The sequence below is a fragment of the Streptomyces sp. NPDC088810 genome, assembly GCF_044750305.1.
Taxonomy (GTDB): Bacteria; Actinomycetota; Actinomycetes; order Streptomycetales; family Streptomycetaceae; genus Streptomyces.
On record NZ_JBIVJQ010000008.1, the window covers coordinates 274,181 to 290,454 of the forward strand.

A 16,274-nucleotide genomic window follows, 5' to 3' on the forward strand; every position below is an offset into this window, starting at 1 on the left:
GGGGGCACGACCGCACCACCCTCCACCTGCCCCGCAGCCCCACTCGGCCCCCACGAATCGGCACAACCCGCACAAAACTCCTACGCTCATCTCATGTCAGAGGTGTACGCGAACCGCCGATCCCGGCTGAGGGACCATGTCAACGCGGCCGGCACCGCGGCAGCGCTCGTCACCCGCCCGGCCAACGTCCGCTACCTCGCCGCCGCAGCCCCGCAGGGCGCCGTCCTGCTGCTCGGCAGACGCGAGGATCTCCTGGTCTGCGCCGGCCCGCCGGACGACCGCCCGCACGAAGGCAGGCCGGACGAGAATTTGCGCCTGCACGTCCTTGCGTCGAACGACGGTGACGCCGCCGTCGCGGCAGCAGGCATCGCCGCCGGTCAGGACGCCGATTCCCTGGCGGTCGAGGAACACCACCTCACCGTCGCCCGGCACCGGGCCATCGCCTCCGTCGCCCCCAAGCTCCGCCTCACCGACCTCGGCGGAGCCGTCGAGCAGCTCAGAGTGGTCAAGGACGAGGAGGAGATCTCCTGCCTGCGCATCGGCGCCGAGATCGCCGACCAGGCCCTCGGCGAGCTGCTGGAGTCCATCCTGGTCGGCCGCACCGAACGGCACCTCGCCCTGGAGCTGGAGCGGCGCCTGGTCGACCACGGCGCCGACGGACCGGCCTTCTCCACCTCCGTGGCCACCGGACCGCACGCCGGCCGCCGCGGCCACCGCCCCACCGACCGGCGAGTGGAGGAGGGCGACTTCCTCTCCGTGTGCCTCGGCGCCACCTACCGGGGCTACCGCTGCGAGATCGGCCGTACCTTCGTCATCGGTACCTCGCCCGCGGACTGGCAGATCCAGCTCTACGACCTCGTCTTCGCCGCTCAGCGGGCCGGACGCGAGGCCTTGGCGCCCGGCGCCGCCTACCGCGACGTCGACCGCGCGGCCCGTCAGGTGCTCGACTCCGCGGGCTATGCGGAGGCCCTGCCACCGCTGACCGGCCACGGTGTCGGACTCGAAATCGACGAGGACCCGCAGTTGGCTCCCTCAGCCATGGGTAAACTGGACGCTTGCGTGCCGGTCACCGTCGAACCGGGGGTCCACCTCCCGGGCCGGGGCGGCGTCCGGATCGATGACACGCTCGTCGTGCGCCCCGAGGCGGACGGCGGACCCGAGCTACTCACCATCACGACCAAGGAGCTGCTCGCGCTGTAGGAGTGCGTGCCCCCGGGGTCGTCCACGTCAGTCCAGGAGATTCCGCAACCGTGGCTTCCACGAACGACCTCAAGAACGGCCTGGTGCTCAAGCTCGAAGGCGGCCAGCTCTGGTCCGTCGTCGAGTTCCAGCACGTCAAGCCCGGCAAGGGCCCCGCCTTCGTGCGCACCAAGCTCAAGAACGTGCTCTCCGGCAAGGTGGTCGACAAGACCTTCAACGCCGGTGTCAAGGTCGAGACGGCCACTGTCGACAAGCGCGACATGCAGTTCTCGTACATGGACGGCGAGTACTTCGTCTTCATGGACATGGAGACCTACGACCAGCTGATGGTCGACCGCAAGGCCGTCGGCGACGCCGCCAACTTCCTCATCGAGGGCTTCACGGCCACCGTCGCGCAGCACGAGGGCGAGGTGCTCTTCGTCGAGCTGCCGGCCGCCGTCGAGCTGACCGTCCAGGAGACCGAGCCGGGCGTCCAGGGCGACCGCTCCACCGGTGGCACCAAGCCCGCCGTCCTGGAGACCGGCCACCAGATCCAGGTCCCGCTCTTCATCACCACCGGTGAGAAGATCAAGGTCGACACCCGCACCAGCGACTACCTCGGCCGGGTGAACAGCTAACCGTGGCTGCCCGCAACACGGCCCGCAAGCGCGCCTTCCAGATCCTCTTCGAGGGCGACCAGCGCGGCGCCGACGTCCTGACGGTCCTGGCGGACTGGATCCGGCTGTCCCGGTCCGACACCCGGCAGCCGCCGGTCAGCGAGTACACGATGCAGCTGGTCGAGGGCTACGCCGTGCACGCGAAGCGGATCGACGAGCTGATCGCCCAGTACGCGGTGGGCTGGACGCTCGACCGTATGCCGGTCGTGGACCGCAACATCCTGCGGCTGGGCGCGTACGAGCTGATCTGGGTCGACGAGACCCCGGACGCCGTCGTCCTGGACGAGATGGTGCAGCTGGCGAAGGAGTTCTCGACCGACGAGTCGCCCTCGTTCGTCAACGGACTGCTGGGCCGCCTGAAGGAGCTCAAGCCGTCCCTGCGCCGGGACGAGGCCTGACCGCCCGACACGCCATCGTCGGAGGGCCCGCAGCACGCCTGTGCTGCGGGCCCTCCGACGTTCCCGCGGCGCATCCCGCACTGAATCCTGCAGCGCGCGCAGAAACGCCGCCGGGGTGGCCGGAACCGCATGGTTCCGGCCACCCCGGCGGCACGTTTCTGCTGAGGCTGTGGAGTGCTTACGCCTCTTCGTGGGTGGCGACCGCGCGACGCGCGTCCGCGTCCAGGACGCCCCAGCTGATCAGCTGCTCGGTGAGGACCGAGGGGGACTGGTCGTAGATGACGGCGAGTGTGCGCAGGTCGTCCTGGCGGATGGAGAGCACCTTGCCGTTGTAGTCACCGCGCTGGGACTGGATGGTCGCCGCGTAGCGCTGCAGCGGGCCCGCCTTCTCGGCCGGCACGGTGGCCAGCCGCTCCAGGTCGAGGACCAGCTTCGGCGGCGGCTCGGCGGCGCCGCCCGGCGTGGTGCCCGGCAGGAGCTCCTGCACCGGAACGCCATAGAAATCGGCCAGCTCGGCCAGTCGCTGTACGGTCACGGCGCGGTCGCCGCGCTCGTACGAACCGACCACCACGGCCTTCCAGCGACCCTGGGACTTCTCCTCGACACCGTGGAGGGAAAGGCCCTGCTGGGTGCGGATGGCCCGGAGCTTGGCCCCGAGCTGTTTGGCGTATTCGCTGGACATATAGCTCCCCGGACACTGTGTCGACGCGACCGGACTGTCTTCCCGCCGCGCGGCTGGTAACTCACTGTGAGGTTACGCAGCGTGACTCTTGTGCGTCAAGCCGAATGGTCCACACCGACTCTTCCGTGGTAGTGGCGGTCGGTTGGGCCAAGCGGGTGAAAACGGGGTGACACAAGGGTGCCACGGGCGTGCCCGGGGGGTGGCGGAGGCCCGCCCGGTGACCTGCTACGGTAGGTGGCGCAATTCCGACGTCCTTTAAGGTCCGTCCCGTGAGGCGGAGAAGGAGGTCCGTTTCGTATGGACAAGCACGACTCGCCTGCGCACGCGCAAGCGTCCGATGCCCGGCCCGTTCTCGAGGGCCCCGACATCGCGCGGGTGCTGACCCGCATCGCCCACGAGATCGTCGAGCGCGCCAAGGGCGCCGACGACGTGGTGCTCCTCGGCATTCCGACCCGGGGTGTCTTCCTCGCCCAGCGGCTCGCCGCCAAGCTGGAGCAGATCACCGACCGCAAGGTCCCGGTCGGCTCGCTCGACATCACCATGTACCGCGACGACCTGCGCATGCACCCCCCGCGCGCGCTGGCCCGCACCGACATCCCCGGTGACGGCATCGACGGCAAGCTGGTCGTCCTCGTCGACGACGTGCTCTTCTCCGGCCGTACCATCCGTGCCGCCCTCGACGCCCTGAACGACATCGGGCGCCCGCGCGCGGTGCAGCTCGCGGTCCTGGTCGACCGCGGCCACCGCGAACTGCCCATCCGCGCCGACTACGTCGGCAAGAACCTCCCCACGTCGCTGCGGGAGACGGTCAAGGTCCAGCTCGCCGAGGAGGACGGTCGCGACACCGTGCTGCTCGGTGTGAAGGCCGGCCAGTAGCAACCCGGGCGCCGGGCTGCTTCGGCATGCCCGCACACGCGCCGGTTTGCCGTACATCTCCTCACTTGAACTGCCTTACGGAGCCTGACAGATGCAGCGTCATCTCATCTCGGCCGCCGACCTCACCCGCGACGACGCCGTCCTGATCCTCGACACCGCCGAGGAGATGGCCCGGGTGGCCGACCGGCCGATCAAGAAGCTGCCGACCCTGCGCGGCCGGACGATCGTCAACCTCTTCTTCGAGGACTCCACGCGCACGCGGATCTCCTTCGAGGCCGCCGAGAAGCGGCTGTCCGCGGACGTGATCAACTTCTCCGCCAAGGGCTCGTCGGTGTCCAAGGGCGAGTCCCTGAAGGACACCGCGCAGACCCTGGAGGCCATGGGCGTCGACGCCGTGGTCATCCGGCACGGCGCCTCCGGAGCCCCGTACCGCCTCGCCAACTCCGGCTGGATCGACGCCGTCGTCATCAACGCCGGCGACGGCACCCACCAGCACCCCACCCAGGCGCTGCTGGACGCCTTCACCATGCGCCGCCGGCTGATCGGCCGCGACGCCGGGCTCGGCCAGGACCTGTCCGGCAAGCGGATCACCGTCGTCGGTGACGTCCTGCACAGCCGGGTCGCCCGCTCCAACGTCGACCTGCTGCACACCCTGGGCGCCGAGGTCACCCTGGTCGCCCCGCCCACCCTGGTGCCGGTCGGCGTCGAGTCCTGGCCGTGCGCGGTCTCGTACGACCTCGACAGCGCGCTGCCCAAGTGCGACGCCGTGATGATGCTCCGCGTCCAGCGCGAGCGCATGAACGCGGCCTTCTTCCCCACCGAGCGCGAGTACGCGCGGCGCTACGGCCTCGACGGCGACCGCATGGCCAAGCTGCCCGAGCACGCCGTCGTGATGCACCCCGGCCCGATGGTCCGCGGCATGGAGATCACCGCCGAGGTCGCCGACTCCGACCGCTGCACCGCCGTCGAACAGGTCGCCAACGGCGTCTCCATCCGGATGGCCGTCCTGTACCTGCTGCTGGGCGGGAACGAGCCTGCCGTGACCCACTCTCGTACCGAGGAGAAGTAAGACACATGAGCAAGATCCTGATCCGTGGTGCGAAGGTGCTCGGCGGCGCGCCGCAGGACGTCCTGATCGACGGCGAGACCATCGCCGAGGTGGGCAACGGCCTGTCCGCCGAGGGCGCCGAGGTGGTCGAGGCCGACGGCAAGGTGCTCCTCCCCGGCCTGGTCGACCTGCACACCCACCTGCGCGAGCCCGGCCGCGAGGACTCCGAGACCGTCCTCACCGGCACCCGCGCGGCGGCGAGCGGCGGCTACACCGCCGTGTTCGCCATGGCCAACACCTTCCCGGTCGCCGACACCGCCGGTGTGGTCGAGCAGGTCTGGCGGCTCGGCAAGGAGCACGGCTACTGCGACGTGCAGCCCATCGGCGCCGTCACCGTCGGCCTGGAGGGCAGGAAGCTCGCCGAGCTGGGCGCCATGCACGAGTCCGCCGCCGGCGTCACCGTCTTCTCCGACGACGGCAAGTGCGTGGACGACGCCGTGATCATGCGCCGCGCGCTGGAGTACGTGAAGGCCTTCGGCGGTGTCGTCGCCCAGCACGCGCAGGAACCGCGCCTCACCGAGGGCGCGCAGATGAACGAGGGCGTCGTCTCCGCCGAGCTGGGCCTGGGCGGCTGGCCGGCCGTCGCCGAGGAGTCGATCATCGCGCGGGACGTACTGCTCGCCGACCACGTCGGCTCCCGCGTCCACATCTGCCACCTCTCGACCGCCGGCAGCGTCGAGATCGTCCGCTGGGCCAAGTCCCGGGGCATCCAGGTCACCGCCGAGGTCACCCCGCACCACCTGCTGCTCACCGACGAGCTGGTGCGCACCTACAACCCCGTCTACAAGGTCAACCCGCCGCTGCGCACCGAGCGCGACGTGCTGGCCCTGCGCGAGGCGCTCGCCGACGGCACGATCGACATCGTCGCCACCGACCACGCCCCGCACCCGCACGAGGACAAGGACTGCGAGTGGGCCGCCGCCGCCATGGGCATGGTCGGCCTGGAGACCGCGTTGTCAGTGGTCCAGGAGACCATGGTCGACACGGGCCTGCTGGACTGGGCCGGCGTCGCCGACCGCATGTCCGCCAAGCCCGCGCAGATCGGACAGGCCACCGGGCACGGCCGTCCCGTCTCGGCTGGTGAGCCCGCCAACCTCACCCTCGTCGACACGGAATACCGTGGCCGGGTGGACCCCGCGGGCTTCGCCTCGCGCAGCCGCAACACCCCCTACCAGGGGCGCGAGCTGCCGGGCCGTGTGACGCACACGTGGCTGCGGGGCAAGGCCACGCTCGTCGACGGGAAGCTCACGTGACACCTGCAATCCTGCTGGCCGAGGCGAAGAAGTCGGCCGAGGTCACCGACTGGGGGGCCCGCATCGGCTGGCTCGTCGGACTGGCCCTGTTCATCGCGCTGGTCTACTGGCTGATGCGCGAGGGCTGGAAGTGGCGCGGCACCCTCCAGGGCGACCTCCCTGCGCTGCCCACCGCGCCGGAGCAGCCCGGCGAGGCGAGACTGACGATGAGCGGCCGCTACCACGGCTCCACCACCGCCGGGCAGTGGCTGGACCGCATCGTGGCCCACGGCCTGGGCACCCGCAGCAGGGCCGAGCTCACCCTGACCGACGCGGGCCTGGAGGTCGAGCGCCCCGGAGCGGCCGACTTCTTCGTCCCCACGGCGGCGCTGCGCGGCGCCCGCCTCGACAAGGGCATCGCCGGCAAGGTCCTCACCGAGGGCGGACTGCTGGTGGTGACCTGGGCACACGGCGACAAACTGATCGACTCCGGTTTCCGCTCCGACCGCGCGGCCGAGCACACCGAGTGGGTCGACACCCTGAACCAGATGATCAACGACACGGAAGGCGCACGATGACGACCTCCACAAGGGGAGCTGGCAAGGTTCCCGCCGTACTCGTCCTGGAGGACGGCCGGGTCTTCCGCGGCCGTGCCTACGGGGCCGTGGGGGAGACCTTCGGCGAGGCCGTGTTCTCCACCGGCATGACCGGCTACCAGGAAACCCTCACCGACCCGTCGTACGACCGCCAGATCGTCGTCGCGACCGCCCCCCAGATCGGCAACACCGGCTGGAACGACGAGGACGACGAGTCGAACCGCATCTGGGTCTCCGGCTACGTCGTGCGCGACCCCGCGCGCGTGCCGTCCAACTGGCGGGCCAAGCGCTCCCTGGACGACGAGCTGGAGCGGCAGGGCGTCGTCGGCATCTCCGGCATCGACACCCGGGCCCTGACCCGCCATCTGCGCGAGCGCGGCTCCATGCGCGCCGGCATCTTCTCCGGCGAGGGCGTAGCCCCCGAGGCGGAGCTGCTGGAGCGCGTGCAGGCCCAGCCGCACATGAAGGGCGCGAGCCTCTACGAGGAGGTCGCGACCAAGGAGGCGTACGTCGTCCCGGCCGTCGGCGAGAAGCGGTTCACGGTCGCCGCCATCGACCTCGGCATCAAGGGCATGACCCCGCACCGCATGGCCGAGCGCGGCATCGAGGTGCACGTGCTGCCCGCCACCGCCACGGCCGACGACGTCTACGCCGTCAACCCGGACGGCGTGTTCTTCTCCAACGGCCCGGGCGACCCGGCCACCGCCGACGGCCCGGTCGCGCTGATGACCGCCGTGCTGGAGCGCAGGACGCCCCTGTTCGGCATCTGCTTCGGCAACCAGATCCTCGGCCGCGCCCTCGGCTTCGGCACCTACAAGCTGAAGTACGGCCACCGTGGCATCAACCAGCCGGTCCAGGACCGTACGACCGGCAAGGTCGAGGTCACCGCGCACAACCACGGCTTCGCCGTGGACGCGCCGCTCGACAAGGTCAGCGAGACGAAGTTCGGCCGCGCCGAGGTCTCGCACGTCTGCCTGAACGACGACGTCGTGGAGGGGCTGCAGCTGCTCGACCAGCCGGCCTTCTCCGTCCAGTACCACCCCGAAGCGGCAGCCGGTCCGCACGACGCCGCCTACCTCTTCGACCGCTTCGTTTCCCTGATGGAGGGCCAGCGTGCCTAAGCGCACCGATATCCAGTCCGTCCTGGTCATCGGCTCCGGCCCGATCGTCATCGGCCAGGCCGCCGAGTTCGACTACTCCGGCACCCAGGCGTGCCGCGTGCTCAAGGCCGAAGGCCTGCGCGTCGTCCTCGTCAACTCCAACCCGGCGACGATCATGACCGACCCGGAGATCGCCGACGCCACCTACGTCGAGCCGATCACCCCCGAGTTCGTCGAGAAGATCATCGCCAAGGAGCGCCCCGACGCCCTCCTGCCCACCCTGGGCGGCCAGACGGCCCTGAACACCGCCATCTCGCTGCACGAGAACGGTGTCCTGGAGAAGTACGGCGTCGAGCTGATCGGCGCCAAGCCCGAGGCGATCCACAAGGGTGAGGACCGCGACCTGTTCAAGGAGGTCGTCGAGGAGGTCCGCAAGAAGATCGGGCACGGCGAGTCCGCCCGCTCGGTGATCTGCCACTCCATGGACGACGTCCTCAAGGGCGTCGAGACCCTCGGCGGCTACCCGGTCGTCGTCCGCCCGTCCTTCACCATGGGCGGCGCCGGCTCCGGCTTCGCGCACGACGAGGAGGAGCTGCGCCGCATCGCCGGCCAGGGCCTCACGCTCTCCCCGACCACCGAGGTGCTCCTGGAGGAGTCCATCCTCGGCTGGAAGGAGTACGAGCTGGAGCTGATGCGCGACAAGCACGACAACGTCGTGGTCGTCTGCTCCATCGAGAACTTCGACCCGATGGGCGTGCACACCGGTGACTCCATCACCGTCGCGCCCGCGATGACGCTCACCGACCGCGAGTACCAGCTCCTGCGCGACATCGGCATCGCCGTCATCCGCGAGGTCGGCGTCGACACCGGCGGCTGCAACATCCAGTTCGCGGTGAACCCCGAGGACGGTCGCGTGATCGTCATCGAGATGAACCCGCGCGTGTCGCGGTCCTCCGCGCTCGCCTCCAAGGCGACCGGCTTCCCGATCGCCAAGATCGCCGCCAAGCTGGCCGTCGGCTACACGCTGGACGAGATCCCGAACGACATCACGCAGGAGACCCCGGCCTCCTTCGAGCCCACGCTCGACTACGTGGTGGTCAAGGCCCCGCGGTTCGCCTTCGAGAAGTTCCCGCAGGCCGACTCCACGCTGACCACCACCATGAAGTCGGTCGGCGAGGCCATGGCCATCGGCCGCAACTTCCCCGAGGCCTTCCAGAAGGCGCTGCGCTCCCTGGAGAAGAAGGGCAGCCAGTTCGCCTTCACCGGCGAGCCCAGCGACAAGGAGACCCTGCTGCGGGAGGCCGTACGGCCCACCGACGGCCGGATCAACACGGTCATGCAGGCCATCCGCGCGGGCGCCACCCCTGAGGAGATCTTCGAGTACACGAAGATCGACCCCTGGTTCGTCGACCAGCTCTTCCTGATCAAGGAGATCGCGGACGAGCTGGCCGAGGCGCCCGAGCTGACCCGCGAGCTGCTCGCCGAGGCCAAGCGGCACGGCTTCTCCGACCAGCAGATCGCCGAGATCCGCGGCCTGCGCGAGGACGTCGTCCGCGAGGTCCGGCACGCCCTGGGCGTCCGCCCGGTTTACAAGACGGTCGACACCTGCGCCGCCGAGTTCGCCGCGAAGACGCCGTACTTCTACTCCTCCTACGACGAGGAGACCGAGGTCGCGCCGCGCGAGAAGCCGGCCGTCATCATCCTGGGCTCCGGCCCGAACCGCATCGGCCAGGGCATCGAGTTCGACTACTCCTGCGTCCACGCCTCCTTCGCGCTGTCCGACGCCGGGTACGAGACCGTGATGGTCAACTGCAACCCGGAGACCGTCTCCACGGACTACGACACCTCCGACCGCCTGTACTTCGAGCCGCTGACGCTGGAAGACGTGCTGGAGATCGTCCACGCCGAGCAGCAGGCCGGCCCGATCGCGGGCGTGATCGTGCAGCTGGGCGGCCAGACCCCGCTGGGCCTCTCGCAGGCCCTGAAGGACAACGGCGTGCCGATCGTGGGAACGTCCCCCGAGGCCATCCACGCGGCCGAGGACCGGGGCGCCTTCGGCCGGGTCCTGGCGGAGGCGGGCCTGCCGGCGCCCAAGCACGGCACGGCCACCACCTTCGAGGAGGCCAAGGCCATCGCCGACGAGATCGGCTACCCGGTCCTGGTCCGGCCCTCGTACGTCCTCGGCGGCCGTGGCATGGAGATCGTCTACGACGAGACCCGCCTCGCCTCCTACATCGCCGAGTCGACCGAGATCAGCCCCTCCCGGCCGGTCCTCGTCGACCGCTTCCTGGACGACGCCATCGAGATCGACGTCGACGCCCTCTACGACGGCGAGGAGCTGTACCTCGGCGGCGTCATGGAGCACATCGAGGAGGCCGGCATCCACTCCGGCGACTCGGCGTGCGCCCTGCCCCCGATCACCCTCGGCGGCTTCGACATCAAGCGGCTGCGCGCCTCCACGGAGGCCATCGCCAAGGGTGTCGGCGTGCGCGGCCTGATCAACATCCAGTTCGCGATGGCCGGCGACATCCTCTACGTCCTGGAGGCCAACCCGCGCGCCTCCCGTACGGTCCCCTTCACCTCCAAGGCGACCGCGGTGCCGCTCGCGAAGGCCGCCGCCCGCATCTCGCTGGGCGCGACCATCGCCGAGCTGCGCGCCGAGGGGCTGCTGCCGCAGAACGGCGACGGCGGGGAGCTGCCGCTGGACGCGCCGATCTCCGTCAAGGAGGCCGTCATGCCGTGGTCGCGGTTCCGCGACATCCACGGCCGCGGTGTGGACACCGTCCTCGGCCCGGAGATGCGCTCGACCGGCGAGGTCATGGGCATCGACTCCGTCTTCGGCACGGCGTACGCCAAGTCGCAGGCCGGCGCCTACGGTCCGCTGCCCACCAAGGGCCGCGCGTTCATCTCGGTCGCCAACCGCGACAAGCGCTCGATGATCTTCCCGGCGCGCGAGCTGGTCGCCCACGGCTTCGAGCTGCTGGCCACCTCCGGCACCGCCGAGGTCCTCAAGCGCAACGGCATCAACGCCACGGTCGTGCGCAAGCAGTCCGAGGGCACCGGCCCGAACGGCGAGCGGACCATCGTCCAGCTGATCCACGACGGCGAGGTCGACCTCATCGTCAACACCCCGTACGGCACCGGCGGCCGCCTCGACGGCTACGACATCCGTACGGCCGCGGTGGCCCGCTCCGTGCCGTGCCTGACGACCGTCCAGGCGCTCGCGGCGGCGGTCCAGGGCATCGACGCCCTCAACCACGGGGACGTGGGCGTCCGTTCGCTCCAGGAACACGCGGCCCACCTGACCGCGGCCCGCGACTAGCAGCCCCGAGGGGGACACCGGAAACGGTGTCCCCCTCTTCACGAGGACACCATGTACTCCATCTTCTTCAAGCTGGTCTTCCAGCGCATGGACCCCGAGAAGGCCCACTACCTGGCCTTCCGCTGGATCCGCCTCGCCGCCCGCGTCCCCGTGCTGCGCACCTTCGTCGCGGCCGCCCTGGCGCCCCGCTACAAGGAGCTGCGCACGGAGGCCTTCGGGCTGCGCATGCACGGCCCCTTCGGGCTCGCCGCCGGCTTCGACAAGAACGCCGTCGCCATCGACGGCATGTCGATGCTGGGCTTCGACCACGTCGAGATCGGCACGGTGACCGGCGAGCCGCAGCCCGGCAACCCCAAGAAGCGGCTGTTCCGGCTGGTCGCGGACCGTGCGCTGATCAACCGCATGGGCTTCAACAACGACGGCTCCCTGACCGTGGCGGCCCGCCTGGCCACCCGCCGGCCGGTCTTCAGGACCGTGGTCGGCGTCAACATCGGCAAGACCAAGGTCGTCCCGGAGGCGGAGGCCGTCGCCGACTACGTGAAGTCCGCCGAGCGCCTCGCGCCGTACGCCGACTACCTGGTCGTCAACGTCTCCTCCCCGAACACGCCCGGCCTGCGCAGCCTCCAGGCGGTGGACCACCTGCGTCCGCTGCTGACCGCCGTGCGCGAGGCCGCCGACCGCACGGTCGCCAACCGCCGCGTCCCGCTGCTGGTGAAGATCGCCCCCGACCTCGCCGACGAGGACATCGACGCCGTCGCCGACCTCGCCGTGGAGCTGGGTCTGGACGGCATCATCGCCACCAACACCACCATCGCGCGCGAGGGCCTCGGCCTGCGCTCCGCGCCGGCGCTGGTGCAGCAGACCGGCGGACTGTCCGGGGCCCCGCTCAAGGCGCGCTCCCTGGAGGTCCTGCGCCGCCTCTACGCGCGCGTGGGAGACCGGATCACCCTGGTGGGCGTCGGCGGCATCGAGACCGCCGAGGACGCCTGGCAGCGCATCCTGGCCGGTGCGACGCTGGTCCAGGGCTACAGCGCCTTCATCTACGAGGGCCCCTTCTGGTGCCGGGCCGTCCACAAGGGCCTCGCCGCCCGCCTGCGCACCAGCCCGTACGCCACCCTCGCCGATGCGGTCGGCGCCGACGTGAGGAAGCCCGCATGAGCCCGTTGGAGCCCTTCGGCGCCCGGCTGCGCCGCGCCATGGACGAGCGCGGCCCGCTGTGCGTGGGCATCGACCCGCACGCCTCCCTGCTCGCCGAGTGGGGCCTGGACGACGACGTGGCCGGCCTGGAGCGGTTCAGCCGCACGGTCGTCGAGGCCGTGGCCGACCGGGTGGCGGTCCTGAAGCCGCAGAGCGCCTTCTTCGAGCGGTTCGGCTCGCGTGGCCTCGCCGTCCTGGAGAAGTCGGTCCGGGAGGCGCGGGCGGCCGGCGCCCTGGTCGTGATGGACGCCAAGCGCGGCGACATCGGCTCGACCATGGCCGCCTACGCCGAGTCGTTCCTGCACCCGGACGCCCCGCTGTTCTCCGACGCCCTGACCGTCTCGCCGTACCTCGGCTACGGCTCGCTCAGCCCGGCCGTCGCGCTGGCCCGGGAGAGCGGTGCCGGCCTGTTCGTGCTGGCGCTGACCTCGAACCCGGAGGGCGGCGAGGTGCAGCACGCCGTGCGCGCCGACGGCCGCAGCGTCGGGGCGACCATGCTGGCCCACCTGGCGGCCGAGAACGCGGGGGAGGAGCCGCTGGGCTCCTTCGGTGCGGTCGTCGGCGCCACGCTCGGCGACCTTTCCACGTACGACCTGGACATCAACGGGCCGCTCCTCGCCCCCGGCATCGGGGCGCAGGGCGCGACGCCGGCCGACCTTCCCGGGGTCTTCGGGCAGGCCGTCCGGAACGTCGTGCCGAACGTCAGCCGGGGTGTTCTGCGTCACGGTCCCGACGTCAGCGCACTGCGCGGGGCGGCCGAGCGGTTCGCGAGCGAGATCCGGGCGGCCGTCGCCGGGGTCTGAGCCCCGGCTGGGTGCTCGGCTGAGCGGGATCCCGCCGACTTGAGTGTGAATACATCCTCAAATCGAGGGCATTATGTCTGAAATGTCCGACCTGACGGAGGCTGACCAGGACTTTTCCGCTGTTCTCGCTGACTCTGGCGGACTTGCCCGCTAGTCTCCGAGCAGAGTGAACGGGCGAAGCGTGTTGCTCGTAGCTCCCCAGGTGTGGGGCGACTAGGTTCCTCACCGGTCCGTATCCGACAGTTCGACATCCGAGGTGACGTAGGCGTGGCTCTTCCGCCCCTTACCCCTGAACAGCGCGCAGCCGCGCTCGAAAAGGCCGCCGCGGCTCGCCGGGAGCGGGCCGAGGTCAAGAATCGACTCAAGCACTCCGGCGCCTCCCTGCACGAGGTCATCAAGCAGGGCCAGGAAAACGACGTCATCGGCAAGATGAAGGTCTCCGCCCTTCTTGAGTCGCTGCCGGGCGTGGGCAAGGTCCGCGCCAAGCAGATCATGGAACGTCTGGGTATCTCCGAGAGCCGCCGCGTGCGCGGTCTCGGTTCGAACCAGATCGCTTCCCTGGAGCGTGAGTTCGGCAGCACCGGCTCCTGAGTCCGCCTCCCGGCGGGCAGGGAGTCCCGGGCACTCCGGGATTGCTGGAATAATCGCTGCATGAGTGAACGTCCGCGGCTGACCGTGCTCTCCGGCCCCTCGGGGGTCGGCAAGAGCACGGTCGTCGCCCATATGCGCAAGGAACACCCCGAGGTCTGGCTCTCGGTGTCGGCGACCACCCGCAAGCCGCGCCCCGGCGAGCAGCACGGAGTCCACTACTTCTTCGTCACCGACGAGGAGATGGACAAGCTGATCGCCAACGGCGAGCTGCTGGAATGGGCCGAGTTCGCCGGCAACCGCTACGGCACGCCCCGCGCGGCCGTGCAGGAGCGGCTGGAGAACGGCGAACCCGTCCTGCTGGAGATCGACCTCCAGGGCGCCCGGCAGGTCCGCGAGTCCCTGGCCGACGCCCAGCTGGTGTTCCTGGCTCCGCCCTCCTGGGAGGAGCTCGTGCGCAGGCTGACCGGCCGGGGGACCGAGCCGCCGGAGGTCATCGAGCGCCGCCTGGCGGCCGCGAGGACCGAGCTGGCGGCCGAGCCGGAGTTCGATGTGACCCTGGTCAACACCTCCGTCGAGGACGTGGCCCGCGAGCTGCTAGCCTTGATGGACGTTGTGTGATCGTGATTGTGATCACGATGTCTGATTCTTTTCCATCCATCGGAAGGTAGAGCGTGTCCTCTTCCATCACCGCGCCCGAGGGCATCATCAACCCGCCGATCGACGAGCTTCTTGAGGCGACCGACTCGAAGTACAGCCTCGTGATCTACGCGGCCAAGCGTGCCCGCCAGATCAACGCGTACTACTCGCAGCTCGGTGAGGGCCTCCTTGAGTACGTCGGTCCGCTCGTCGACACCCACGTCCACGAGAAGCCGCTGTCGATCGCCCTGCGCGAGATCAACGCCGGTCTGCTGACCTCCGAGGCCGTCGAGGGCCCGGCGCAGTAGTACTCGCAGTCCTATTTTCAGATTGCGATCGACTTATCCACAGGCCCGGCAGTCATGCTGCCGGGCCTGTGGTGTGTCATGGGGGTGGTGTCATGGGTGTTGCAGATTCTCGAAGGCGAGGAGCCATCGTGGACAAGCCGAAGGTCGTGCTGGGGGTCAGCGGCGGCATCGCCGCCTACAAGGCCTGTGAGCTGCTGAGAAGGTTCACGGAGTCGGGCCATGACGTCCGCGTGGTGCCCACGGCCTCCGCGTTGCACTTCGTCGGCGCCGCCACCTGGTCCGCCCTCTCCGGCAACCCGGTCTCGACCGACGTCTGGGACGACGTCCACGAGGTCCCGCACGTCCGCATCGGCCAGCACGCCGACCTGGTGGTCGTGGCCCCGGCCACCGCCGACATGCTCGCCAAGGCCGCCCACGGCCTCGCCGACGACCTGCTGACCAACACCCTGCTCACCGCCCGCTGCCCGGTCGTCTTCGCCCCGGCGATGCACACCGAGATGTGGGAGCACCCGGCCACCCAGGAGAACGTGGCCACACTGCGCCGCCGCGGCGCCGTCGTCGTGGAGCCCGCCGTCGGCCGCCTCACCGGCGTCGACACCGGCAAGGGCCGGCTGCCCGACCCGGCGGAGATCTTCGAGGTGTGCCGCCGGGTGCTGGCCCGGGGCGTCGCCGCGCCCGACCTCGCGGGCCGGCACGTCGTCGTCTCCGCCGGAGGCACCCGCGAACCCCTCGACCCGGTCCGCTTCCTCGGCAACCGCTCCTCCGGCAAGCAGGGCTACGCGCTCGCCCGCACCGCCGCCGCCCGCGGCGCCCGGGTGACATTGATCTCGGCCAACACCGGCCTGGCCGACCCGGCGGGGGTGGACGTCGTCCGCGTCGGCACCGCCGTCCAGCTGCGTGAGGCCGTCCTGAAGGCCGCCGCGGACGCGGACGCCGTGGTCATGGCCGCCGCCGTCGCCGACTTCCGCCCGGCCGCCTACGCCGCCGGGAAGATCAAGAAGAAGGACGGGCAGGACCCCGACCCGATCGTCCTGGTGCGGAATCCGGACATCCTCGCGGAGATCTCCGCCGACCGTGCCCGCCCCGGACAGGTGATCGTCGGCTTCGCCGCCGAGACCGACGACGTCCTCGCCAACGGCCGCACCAAGCTCGCCCGCAAGGGCTGCGACCTCCTCGTGGTCAACGAGGTGGGGGAGCGCAAGACCTTCGGCGCCGAGGAGAACGAGGCCGTCGTCCTGGGCGCCGACGGCAGCGAGACCCCGGTGCCGCACGGCCCCAAGGAAGCCCTCGCCGACACCGTCTGGGACCTGGTCGTACGACGACTGGGCTAACCCTTCCGCGGGCGAACGGGGGAACTCTGCAACGGGTTCACGCCACTCCCGAATCGGGTGTGGCGGCCCTGGCCAAGGCCGCTCGCCATTGTGCAGAATGCCCGTGCCGCAGGTCACAGCACTCCCGAGAGGCGAGACGGTGGCCAGCCGACCGAGTGCGCCCGATAAACTGTTCACGGTCGACGCCAGGCGCAGCCCCGCGTCGACCGCAAATGATCAGCCAGCAGCCGCTGCAACC

At 70.4% G+C, this 16,274-nt stretch carries 16 protein-coding genes; 15 read left to right on the plus strand and 1 reads right to left on the minus strand.

The window, feature by feature from the left end; all coding sequences use genetic code 11:
- Window positions 1–93: 93 nt before the first annotated feature.
- From ACIP4Y_RS25585 to nusB, 3 genes are read left to right on the plus strand one after another with little or no spacing between them, the layout of a single operon-like run.
- A complete protein-coding gene (locus ACIP4Y_RS25585) occupies window positions 94–1,200 on the plus strand; it encodes an aminopeptidase P family protein (protein WP_358647142.1) in 1,107 nt (368 codons plus the stop codon).
- A gap of 50 nt (window positions 1,201–1,250) precedes the next feature.
- Entirely contained in the window at window positions 1,251–1,817 is a 567-nt protein-coding gene (gene efp, locus ACIP4Y_RS25590; RefSeq protein WP_353759039.1) for an elongation factor P, read from the plus strand.
- A 2-nt stretch (window positions 1,818–1,819) separates the two neighbouring features.
- Window positions 1,820–2,254 carry a transcription antitermination factor NusB gene (nusB, locus tag ACIP4Y_RS25595; RefSeq protein WP_189300531.1) on the plus strand — a complete coding sequence of 145 codons (435 nt, stop codon included), beginning with the start codon at window positions 1,820–1,822 and terminating at the stop codon, window positions 2,252–2,254.
- 178 nt (window positions 2,255–2,432) lie between these two features.
- On the opposite strand, the gene bldD is transcribed toward nusB, so the two are convergent.
- The gene (bldD, locus tag ACIP4Y_RS25600) at window positions 2,433–2,936 is read right to left on the minus strand and encodes a transcriptional regulator BldD (RefSeq protein WP_014671524.1); all 504 of its coding nucleotides are present in this window, start codon (window positions 2,934–2,936) and stop codon (window positions 2,433–2,435) included.
- Between the two features lie 297 nt (window positions 2,937–3,233).
- On the opposite strand from bldD, the gene pyrR reads away from it, so the two are divergent.
- The 12 genes from pyrR (at window position 3,234) to coaBC (ending at window position 16,036) form a co-directional block, all read left to right on the plus strand.
- Window positions 3,234–3,812: a bifunctional pyr operon transcriptional regulator/uracil phosphoribosyltransferase PyrR gene (gene pyrR, locus ACIP4Y_RS25605; protein WP_401397632.1), complete on the plus strand. Its 579-nt coding sequence runs from the start codon at window positions 3,234–3,236 to the stop codon at window positions 3,810–3,812.
- A gap of 91 nt (window positions 3,813–3,903) precedes the next feature.
- A complete protein-coding gene (locus ACIP4Y_RS25610; protein ID WP_401397635.1) occupies window positions 3,904–4,881 on the plus strand; it encodes an aspartate carbamoyltransferase catalytic subunit in 978 nt (325 codons plus the stop codon).
- Between the two features lie 5 nt (window positions 4,882–4,886).
- Complete coding sequence (locus tag ACIP4Y_RS25615) at window positions 4,887–6,173, plus strand: dihydroorotase (protein WP_358646175.1); 1,287 nt, start codon at window positions 4,887–4,889, stop codon at window positions 6,171–6,173.
- Window positions 6,170–6,730 (plus strand): hypothetical protein, encoded by a 561-nt coding sequence (locus ACIP4Y_RS25620; protein WP_401397638.1) that lies wholly within the window; start codon window positions 6,170–6,172, stop codon window positions 6,728–6,730. Before ACIP4Y_RS25615 ends, ACIP4Y_RS25620 begins: the two co-directional genes overlap by 4 nt.
- Window positions 6,727–7,869 (plus strand): glutamine-hydrolyzing carbamoyl-phosphate synthase small subunit, encoded by a 1,143-nt coding sequence (gene carA, locus ACIP4Y_RS25625; RefSeq protein ID WP_358646179.1) that lies wholly within the window; start codon window positions 6,727–6,729, stop codon window positions 7,867–7,869. Before ACIP4Y_RS25620 ends, carA begins: the two co-directional genes overlap by 4 nt.
- Window positions 7,862–11,170, plus strand: a complete 3,309-nt coding sequence (carB, locus tag ACIP4Y_RS25630) for a carbamoyl-phosphate synthase large subunit (protein WP_401397642.1) — start codon at window positions 7,862–7,864, stop codon at window positions 11,168–11,170. The genes carA and carB overlap by 8 nt, the downstream gene beginning before the upstream one ends.
- A gap of 51 nt (window positions 11,171–11,221) precedes the next feature.
- A complete protein-coding gene (locus ACIP4Y_RS25635) occupies window positions 11,222–12,328 on the plus strand; it encodes a quinone-dependent dihydroorotate dehydrogenase (RefSeq protein ID WP_401397645.1) in 1,107 nt (368 codons plus the stop codon).
- Window positions 12,325–13,170, plus strand: a complete 846-nt coding sequence (gene pyrF / locus ACIP4Y_RS25640; RefSeq protein WP_401397648.1) for an orotidine-5'-phosphate decarboxylase — start codon at window positions 12,325–12,327, stop codon at window positions 13,168–13,170. The genes ACIP4Y_RS25635 and pyrF overlap by 4 nt, the downstream gene beginning before the upstream one ends.
- 267 nt (window positions 13,171–13,437) lie before the next feature.
- Window positions 13,438–13,761, plus strand: coding sequence for an integration host factor (locus tag ACIP4Y_RS25645; protein WP_003977346.1), 324 nt, complete (start codon window positions 13,438–13,440; stop codon window positions 13,759–13,761).
- A gap of 60 nt (window positions 13,762–13,821) precedes the next feature.
- Window positions 13,822–14,379, plus strand: a complete 558-nt coding sequence (gene gmk, locus ACIP4Y_RS25650) for a guanylate kinase (RefSeq protein WP_401397651.1) — start codon at window positions 13,822–13,824, stop codon at window positions 14,377–14,379.
- A 53-nt stretch (window positions 14,380–14,432) separates the two neighbouring features.
- Complete coding sequence (rpoZ, locus tag ACIP4Y_RS25655; protein ID WP_003982715.1) at window positions 14,433–14,705, plus strand: DNA-directed RNA polymerase subunit omega; 273 nt, start codon at window positions 14,433–14,435, stop codon at window positions 14,703–14,705.
- A gap of 128 nt (window positions 14,706–14,833) precedes the next feature.
- Window positions 14,834–16,036, plus strand: a complete 1,203-nt coding sequence (gene coaBC, locus ACIP4Y_RS25660) for a bifunctional phosphopantothenoylcysteine decarboxylase/phosphopantothenate--cysteine ligase CoaBC (RefSeq protein WP_401397654.1) — start codon at window positions 14,834–14,836, stop codon at window positions 16,034–16,036.
- The last annotated feature ends 238 nt before the right edge of the window (window positions 16,037–16,274 follow it).